6 protein-coding genes and 1 rRNA gene are annotated in these 8,557 nt (G+C 72.2%); 3 read left to right on the top strand and 4 right to left on the bottom strand.

The annotated features are described in order from the left end of the window. Together G3I53_RS21455 and G3I53_RS21450 are read right to left on the bottom strand one after the other, a co-directional pair. Window positions 1–376 (bottom strand): 16S ribosomal RNA (locus G3I53_RS21455); the annotation flags it as partial. Between the two features lie 537 nt (window positions 377–913). Further along, window positions 914–1,465 (bottom strand): MarR family transcriptional regulator, encoded by a 552-nt coding sequence (locus tag G3I53_RS21450; RefSeq protein ID WP_164338479.1) that lies wholly within the window; start codon window positions 1,463–1,465, stop codon window positions 914–916. Window positions 1,466–1,599: 134 nt separating this feature from the next. On the opposite strand from G3I53_RS21450, the gene G3I53_RS21445 reads away from it, so the two are divergent. Next, complete coding sequence (locus tag G3I53_RS21445; RefSeq protein ID WP_164438671.1) at window positions 1,600–2,862, top strand: MFS transporter; 1,263 nt, start codon at window positions 1,600–1,602, stop codon at window positions 2,860–2,862. A gap of 101 nt (window positions 2,863–2,963) precedes the next feature. Here G3I53_RS21445 and G3I53_RS21440 read toward each other — a convergent pair whose 3' ends face one another. Continuing rightward, a complete protein-coding gene (locus tag G3I53_RS21440) occupies window positions 2,964–4,628 on the bottom strand; it encodes a SpoIIE family protein phosphatase (RefSeq protein ID WP_164338264.1) in 1,665 nt (554 codons plus the stop codon). A gap of 186 nt (window positions 4,629–4,814) precedes the next feature. Next, entirely contained in the window at window positions 4,815–6,194 is a 1,380-nt protein-coding gene (locus G3I53_RS21435; protein WP_164338263.1) for an NAD(P)/FAD-dependent oxidoreductase, read from the bottom strand. 377 nt (window positions 6,195–6,571) lie between these two features. On the opposite strand from G3I53_RS21435, the gene G3I53_RS21430 reads away from it, so the two are divergent. Then, window positions 6,572–7,330 carry a TetR/AcrR family transcriptional regulator gene (locus G3I53_RS21430; RefSeq protein WP_164438670.1) on the top strand — a complete coding sequence of 253 codons (759 nt, stop codon included), beginning with the start codon at window positions 6,572–6,574 and terminating at the stop codon, window positions 7,328–7,330. A gap of 237 nt (window positions 7,331–7,567) precedes the next feature. Next, on the top strand, window positions 7,568–8,557 hold a 990-nt coding region (locus G3I53_RS21425; RefSeq protein ID WP_164438669.1), incomplete at its 3' end, for a sigma-70 family RNA polymerase sigma factor.

The following is an 8,557-nucleotide window of genomic DNA, read 5'->3' as shown; positions in this document are numbered from 1 at the left end:
TCGCCCATTGTGCAATATTCCCCACTGCTGCCTCCCGTAGGAGTCTGGGCCGTGTCTCAGTCCCAGTGTGGCCGGTCGCCCTCTCAGGCCGGCTACCCGTCGTCGCCTTGGTGAGCCGTTACCTCACCAACAAGCTGATAGGCCGCGGGCTCATCCTGCACCGCCGGAGCTTTCGAACCGCCTGGATGCCCAAGTGGTTCAGTATCCGGTATTAGACCCCGTTTCCAGGGCTTGTCCCAGAGTGCAGGGCAGATTGCCCACGTGTTACTCACCCGTTCGCCACTAATCCCCACCCGAAGGTGGTTCATCGTTCGACTTGCATGTGTTAAGCACGCCGCCAGCGTTCGTCCTGAGCCAGGATCAAACTCTCCGTGAATGTGTACCCGTGATCGGGTGTCACACCACGAGAGCGGAACCACCGGAGGAATAATCCGGCGGTTCACAGCGTCCTCGCTGTGTGTATTTCAAAGGAACCTCGACCATCCGAAACCGGATGGACGGGGTATCAACATATCTGGCGTTGACTTTTGGCACGCTGTTGAGTTCTCAAGGAACGGACGCTTCCTTCGTACTCACCCTCTCGGGCTTTCCTCCGGGCGCTTCCCTTCGGTGTTTCCGACTCTATCAGATCTTTTTCTCGACCTGACCCCCAGTCAGCGGGGTTTGTCTTCCCGGCCGTTGGGCCGTTCCGACGTCTCAAACCTTAGCGGACTCTCTCCGTGTTTCCCAAATCGGGGCGGGGAATTGAATTCCGGGCATGCCGAAATTGTTCCCACTGGGAGGTCGTGCTGGGGTTTTGAGTGCCGCTTGAGCGGCGGGAGGTGTTGCCGGAGAACCGTTACGTCCCGGTGGCAACCCGGAGAACACTACGGACCGGGGAGGGCGGTGTCAAGCATCCCCTGTCAAGATCTTTTCAGTCGTCGAGGTCGGAGAGCCGGCCACCCGCGTCCGGCTGGTCGTCCTCCACCCTGCGCAGCAGGCAGGTGAGCATCTCGCCCAGGGCGACGCGTTCCTCGTGGGAGAGGTCCTGAAGGAGGTCCGCCTCGAAGACGGTGGCGAGGCGCATCGCCTGGACCCACTTCTCGTGACCCTCGGGCGTCAGCTCCACGATGACCCGGACCCGGTTGCTCTCGTCGCGCTGCCGGTCGACCAGGCCCTCGGCGACCATGCGGTCGATCCGGTGGGTCATCGCGGCCGGCGTGAGCCCGAGCCGCTTGGCCAGGTCGCTGGGCCCCATCCGGTAGGGGGCGCCGGAGAGCACGAGTGCCTTGAGGACCTCCCAGTCGGCGTTGGTGATGCCGAGCTCGGCGGTCTGCCGCCCGTAGGCGACGTTCATGCGCCGGTTCAGCCGGGAGAGGGCGGAGACGATCTTCTCGACCTGGGGGTCGAGGTCCTGGAACTCCCGCTGATACGCGGCGATCTGCTCCTCGAGTGTCGGTTCACCGGGGCCGGGGGTGTCACTCATGGCCGCAGTATGGCACGCCCCTCCTTTGCGCTGAAGTCCTTCGCTATGTAATCTTTAGCCTCGAACTTTAGCTTCTAAGTCTTCACTCCTAACCTGTGAGAGAGGTGAACGTGACCAGGGCACAGGGCGCAGCGATGCGCCGGATCCACGTGGGCAACGCACTCAGCGCATTCGGGCTGGGTTTCACGGTCCCGTACCTGTACGTCTATGTGGCGCAGGTGCGCGGGCTGGGGCCCATGACGGCGGGACTCGTGCTGGCCGTCTTCGCCGTCGCCGCACTGATCGTGCTGCCGTTCGCCGGGCGGGCCATCGTCCGGCGGGGCCCGTTGCCGGTGCTGCTCACCGCCCTGGTCACGGCCGCTGTCGGCGCTCTGAGCCTGGGGCTGTCGAGCGGTGAGGCGACCGTGCTGCTGTCCGCCGGACTGCTCGGTGCCGGGCAGGCCGTCATGCAGCCCGCCCTGGCGACGATGATCGTGGACTGCTCGCCGTCCGGCACCCGGTCGCGGGCGTTCGCCACCCAGTTCTTCCTGCAGAACCTGGGACTCGGCGTCGGCGGTCTGATCGGCGGCCACCTGGTCGATCCGGACCGGGCCGGGTCGTTCACCCTGCTGTTCTCGCTCGAGGCGGCGATGTTCCTGCTGCTCGTCGCGGTGATGGCGACGGTGCGGATGCCGCAGGCGCCGCGTCTCGACGGTGCGGTGGCCCCGTCCGCCAAGGGCAGCTGGAAGCAGCTGATGGGCAACCGGGCCATGGTGCAGCTGTGCGTGCTGGGCTTCGTGCTGTTCTTCGCCTGCTACGGGCAGTTCGAGTCGGGGCTGAGCGCCTACGGCGTCGAGGCGGCCGGCATCTCGACGTCCGCGCTGGGCACGGCGCTGGCGGCGAACACCCTCGTGATCGTGATCGCGCAGTTCGCGGTGCTGCGCTTCGTGGAGCGGCGCAAGCGGTCCCGGGTGATCGCGTCCGTCGGGCTGATCTGGGCCGTGGCGTGGGCCGTGGCCGCGTACGCGGGGCTCGGCAACGGCAGCCAGGCCATGGCGACGGCCGCCTTCATCTCGACGTACGCCCTGTTCGGCGTCGGGGAGGCGCTGCTGTCGCCGACGCTCGCGCCGCTGGTCGCGGACCTGGCGCCGGCCGGTATGGCGGGGCAGTACAACTCGGCGTTCGCCCTGGTGAAGCAGCTCGCGCTGGCCGTCGGTCCGGCGGTGGGCGGACCGCTGGGCGCGTCGCTGCACGCTCCGTACGTCGTGATCTTCCTGCTGATCTCGCTGTCGGTCACGGTGCTCGCGGTGCGGCTCGGGCGGCAGCTCACCGAGGCGCAGAACCAGCCGCTGGCGGCCCGCAGCCGCGTGGTCGCGCAGGGCGGCAGCCCGGCGGGGCAGGCCACGGCGCACGCGTGAGGAGCCACGCGTGAAGCGGCCGTGACGCCCGGCACGGGGGTGCCGCAGGTCGTGGGGGCGGCACCCCCGTGGTGGCGTCGCCCGCCGGTGCGGGCGGGTGTCTAGGCGCTCGCGGGCTTCGGCAGGGCGAACTCGCACCAGACGGCCTTGCCGCCGCCCGGGGTGCGTCTGCTGCCCCAGCTGGAGGCGATCGTGGCCACGATGGAGATGCCGCGGCCGGACTCGTCCCCCGGTTCCGCGCGGCGGCGCCGGGGCAGGTGGTCGTCGCCGTCGGTGACCTCGATGATCAGGCGGCGGTCGGTGCGGCGCAGCCGGAGCCGCATGGGCGGCGTGCCGTGCTGAAGGGAGTTGGCGACGAGTTCGCTGGTGGCCAGCACCCCCAGGTCGTGCAGCTCGGCCGGGAAGCGCCAGCTGGTCAGCACCCCGGAGGCGAAGGCCCGCGCGCGCGGTGCGGCCTCGACCCCGCCGAGGAGATCCAGCGCGGCGTTGCGGAACAGCTCGCCCTGCGGGCCCCGGCGGGCCGGGTGCTGGAGCACCAGGACGGCGACGTCGTCGTCGTGGTCGGGGGTGACGCCCGCCGAGCGGACCAGGCGGTCGCAGACGACCTGGGGGGTGCCGCTGGCGCCGGCCAGGGCGCGCTCCAGGGCGGCGATGCCCTCGTCCAGGTCCTCGTTGCGCCGCTCGACCAGGCCGTCCGTGTAGAGGACGGCGGTGGAGCCGGGGCCCAGCGGGACCGAGCCGGAGGCGTGCATCCAGCCGCCGGTGCCGAGCGGGGGGCCGATGGGCTCGGCGGCGCGCCGCACGGTGCCGTGTTCGTCCCGCACCAGGATCGGCAGATGGCCGGCCGAGGCGTAGACCAGGCAGCCCTCGTTGGGGTCGTGGATGGCGTACGCGCAGGTGGCGATCTGGTTGGCGTCGATCTCGGTGGCGAGGCCGTCGAGGAGCTGGAGGACCTCGTGCGGCGGGAGGTCGAGCCGGGCGTAGGCACGCACCGCGGTGCGGAGCTGGCCCATGACGGCCGCCGCGCGGACCCCGCGCCCCATGACGTCGCCGATGACCAGGGCCGTGCGGCCGCCGCCGAGGGTGATGACGTCGTACCAGTCGCCGCCGACCGCGGCCTCGGTGCCGCCGGGGTGGTAGGTGGCGGCGATGCGCAGGTCGTCGGGTTCCTCCAGTTCCTGGGGGAGCAGGGAGCGCTGGAGGGTGACGGCGGTCTCGCGCTGGCGGCGTTCGCTGGCGCGCAGGCGTTCGGCGGCCTCGGCGTGGTCGGTGACGTCGGTGGCGAAGACCAGCACGCCGCTGCCGCCGCCGTCGCCGCTGCCGGCCGGTTCGGTGACGGGGGTGCAGGTGAAGGTGTAGGAGCGGCCGCCGGGGGCCTTGCGGGACTTGACGGTGCGGGGCTTGCCGCTGCGCAGGACCTGGTCGAGCAGGGGCAGCAGGCCGATCTCGTCGAGCTCGGGCAGGGCCGTGCGGGCGGGGGCGCCGAGCGGGCGGCTGCCGAAGGCCGCGGTGTAGGCGTCGTTGACGTAGGCGATGCGGTGGTCCGGGCCGTGCACCAGGGCGACGAGGGAGGGGACGCGGTCGAGGACGTCCCGCACCCGCAGGTCGTCGACGGCGGGCACGGGAGACGTGTCGGTGAGGTGTTCGGCGCGGGCCGCGGGCACGGAGCCCTCCCCGCGCCGGTCCGGGGAGACGGGGTGCTCGGCCCGCGCTGCTGCGCGGCGCTGCGTTCCGGGGAGCCGGGCGCTCCAGCGCGTGAAGTTCACGAATCCTTGCCTCGTGTAGTTGTCGGCGGCCGCACACCGGGACCGGCCGGGGACCGGGGCCGGCCGGGCTCCGGGCCGCACCGGGTGATCGGCGGCCCGCCCGTGGTGGTGGACCAGTCTGTCAGGGTGCCGTCCGGGCCGACATCCGTCAGACGCCGCGCGGGCCGGTGCAGTTCCCGGGTCAGGTCAGGACGACCCCTTCGGGTTGTGCGGGGGGTTGGGAGAAGGCTTTCCACCGGCCGCGAGTTCGAACTCCGCACGGGGGTGTTCGAGTGACCCCAGGGAGACGATCTCGCGTTTGAACAGTCCGGCGAGGGTCCATTCGGCGGCCACGCGCGCCTTGCGGTTGAAGGTGGGGACGCGGCTGAGGTGGTAGGTGCGGTGCATGAACCAGGCGGGGTAGCCCTTCAGCTTCCGGCCGTACACGTGGGCGACGCCCTTGTGCAGGCCGAGCGAGGCCACGGAGCCCGCGTACGCGTGGGAGTAGGTCTCCAGGGGTTCGCCGCGCAGGGAGTGCACGATGTTGTCGCCGAGGGTGCGGGCCTGCCGCAGGGCGTGCTGGGCGTTGGGGGCGCACTCCTTGCCCTCCTCGCGCGCGGCGAGGTCGGGGACGGCGGCGGCGTCTCCGGCGGCCCACGCGTGGGTGGTGCCCTCGACGGCCAGCTCGGGGGTGCACCGCAGCCGGCCCCGCTCGTCGCGCGGCAGGTCGGTGGCGGCGAGGACGGGGTGCGGTTTGACGCCGGCCGTCCAGACGACGGTGCGGGTGGGGAAGCGGGAGCCGTCGCTGAGGACGGCGACGCGGTCGGCGCAGGACTCCAGGCGGGTCTCCAGGCGGACGTCGATGTTGCGGCGGCGCAGCTCGGTGACCGTGTAGCGGCCCATCTCCTCACCGACCTCCGGGAGGATGCGGTGGGACGCCTCCACGAGCACCCACTTCATGTCCTCGGGGCGGAGGTTGTGGTAGTACCGGGTGGCGTAGCGGGCCATGTCCTCCAGCTCGCCGAGGGCCTCGACCCCGGCGTAGCCGCCGCCGACGAACACGAAGGTGAGGGCGGCGTCGCGGAGCGCGGGGTCGCGGGTGGACGAGGCGATGTCCATCTGTTCGAGGACGTGGTTGCGCAGCCCGATGGCCTCCTCGACGGTCTTGAACCCGATCGCGTACTCGGCGAGCCCGGGGACCGGCAGGGTGCGCGAGACGGAGCCGGGGGCGAGCACCAGGTGGTCGTAGGCCAGCTGCTGTCCGGTGCCGCCCTCCTCGTCGGTGGCGAGGGTGGTGACGGTGGCGGTGCGCCGGGCGTGGTCGACGGCGGTGGCCTCGCCGATGACGATGCGGCACCGGTCGAGGACACGACGCAGGGGTACGACGACGTGCCGAGGGGAAATGGCCCCGGCGGCCGCTTCCGGGAGGAAGGGCTGGTACGTCATGTAGGGGTCCGGGGTGACGACGGTGATCTCGGCCTCGCCCCGGCCGAGTTCCCGTTTCAGCTTCCGCTGCAGGCGCAGAGCCGTGTACATCCCGACGTAGCCGCCACCGACAACGAGAATGCGCGCACGTTCCTTCACCATCCCATGACGCACCCGCCGCACGCGTTTGTCCACAGCCTCGACGCATTGTGTGACTGCGGGACCGGGGTCCGGGCGACTTGGCCTGAATGCCCGGCCTGGGGGAGTCCTCGCAGGTGGGACCGCGTTTCGAGGCCGAAAGCACGGCGCACATTCCGGACGAATGCGTCGCTTGCTCCGGTCGGGGGCAACGCCGTGCGGAACGTCCCTCTTCTGAATTGACTTCCTCTCAACTATGTTCGTACGTCGACGGGGTGTAGGGGGATGCGCTCATCGGGTCCGCGACGGGCGGGGTCGGTCACCGGGCTCGTTCCGCAGCCCCGGCCATCAATGGCGGGGAGAAGTCTCCGGGGGGAGACGTCATTACCGGGGGAAAGCGTATGCATGTTCAGGATTCTCATTGGTCTTCCGCGTCCGCAGTGGTGCCCGGCGCCACGATGAGCGCGGCGACGAGCAACGGACGCGCGGACGGGCCGCGCACGACGCCGCTGCGCGTGGACGCCCAGCGCAATCTCGAGCACGTCCTGCGGGCGGCGCGCGAGGTCTTCGGCGAGCTGGGCTACGGCGCGCCGATGGAGGACGTGGCGCGCCGCGCCCGGGTCGGGGTGGGCACGGTGTACCGGCGCTTCCCGAGCAAGGACGTGCTGGTGCGGCGGATAGCCGAGGAGGAGACCTCCCGGCTGACCGAGCAGGCGCGTGCGGCGCTCGGGCAGGAGGACGAGCCGTGGTCGGCGCTGTCGCGCTTCCTGCGCACATCGGTCGCCTCGGGCGCCGGCCGGCTGCTGCCGCCGCAGGTGCTGCGGGTGGGCGTCGCGGAGGAGCGCGGGGCGGCGGACCACGCGCGGGTGCCGCAGCAGCGGGTACAGCCGGGCACGGGTGAGCTGCGGCTGCTGCCGGACGAAGCGGTGGCCGTCGCGCCCGAGGACGACGCGGGAGCCGCGGAGCTGCTGGAGGTCGTCGGCCGGCTCGTGGAGCGCGCCCGGGCCGCGGGCGCGCTGCGGCCGGACGTCTCGGTCTCGGACGTCCTCCTGGTGATCGCCACGGCCGCCCCGTCCCTGCCGGACGCCGCCCAGCAGGCCGCGGCCTCGGCCCGGCTGCTGGACATCCTGCTGGAGGGCCTGCGCTCGCGCCCCGCGTGAGCCGGTCCCCGGCAGCCACCTGCGGGAGGACCCGCGCCCCGGGGCGTCCGCGCTCCCCCGGCGCCGTGCGCCGGGATCCGGGCGGCCCGAGGGCGGGGCGTGACCGCCGGGGTTCTCCCGTGCGGTCCGTCCCACGGACGAGTGGAAGGCGGTCGCTCCCGGTCCCCGGCCCGGTGCCTCTGTGGCACCCTGACCCGTGTCGGGAACGGGTCGGGCAGGTGGCGGGGGCTTTCCGCGATGAGCGTTGAGGGGCGGGACGACGGGTCCCGCGGTGACGAGCCGTGCAGTGACGGTTCGCCGCAGGTACCGAGTCAGGGACGACGTGCGGGCGTGCCGCCCGAGGAGGGCGTCCCGGCCCAGCGCGACCGGCTGACCGGTTCCGGACTGCCGTCGGCCGACTCCGACCTGATCGCCCGCATGCGGGCGGGCGAGGACGCGGCCTACGAGGAGCTGTACCGGCGCCACGCCCCCGCGGTGCGCCGGTACGCGCGCACCTGCTGCCGGGACGGTCACACCGCCGACGACCTGACGGCCGAGGTCTTCGCCCGCATGCTCCAGGCGGTGCGGGGCGGTTCGGGACCCGAGCACGCGGTGCGCGCCTACCTGCTCACCTCCGTGCGCCGGGTGGCGGCGACGTGGACGCAGTCGGCCCGACGCGAGCAGCTGGTCGACGACTTCGCGACGTTCGCCGCCCAGGCCGCCCAGCTGTCCCACCCCTCCGACACCGACACCCTGGAGCTGGGTGCCGACGTCCGGGCCATGCACGAGGCCGAGCAGTCCCTGGCCATGCAGGCGTTCCGGTCGCTGCCGGAGCGGTGGCAGGCGGTGCTGTGGCACACGGAGGTCGAGGACGAGTCGCCCAGCGAGGTGGCCACGCTGTTCGGCCTGGACGCCAACGGCACCCGGGTGCTGGCCAGCCGGGCCCGCGAGGGCCTGAAGCAGGCCTACCTCCAGGCCCACGTCAGCGCAGCCCTCGCCGAGGACGAGGGCTGCGCCCGGCACGCCGACCAGCTCGGCACCTACGCCCGGGGCCGGCTGCGCACCCGCGCGGAGCGGGGCCTGCGCAAGCACCTGGAGGAGTGCGCGCGGTGCCGGCTGGCCGCGACCGAGATCCAGGAGGTCGCCGGAGGCATCCCCGCGCTCGTCCCGGTCGCCGTCATCGGCTGGTTCGGCGCCGCGGGCTACGCCAAGGTGGCCGCGCTCGTCGCGGGCGGCACCGGGGCGGCC

The sequence above is a fragment of the Streptomyces sp. SID14436 genome (assembly GCF_010548465.1).
Lineage (GTDB): Bacteria > Actinomycetota > Actinomycetes > Streptomycetales > Streptomycetaceae > Streptomyces.
This window is presented reverse-complemented; position numbering and strand designations above follow the sequence as displayed.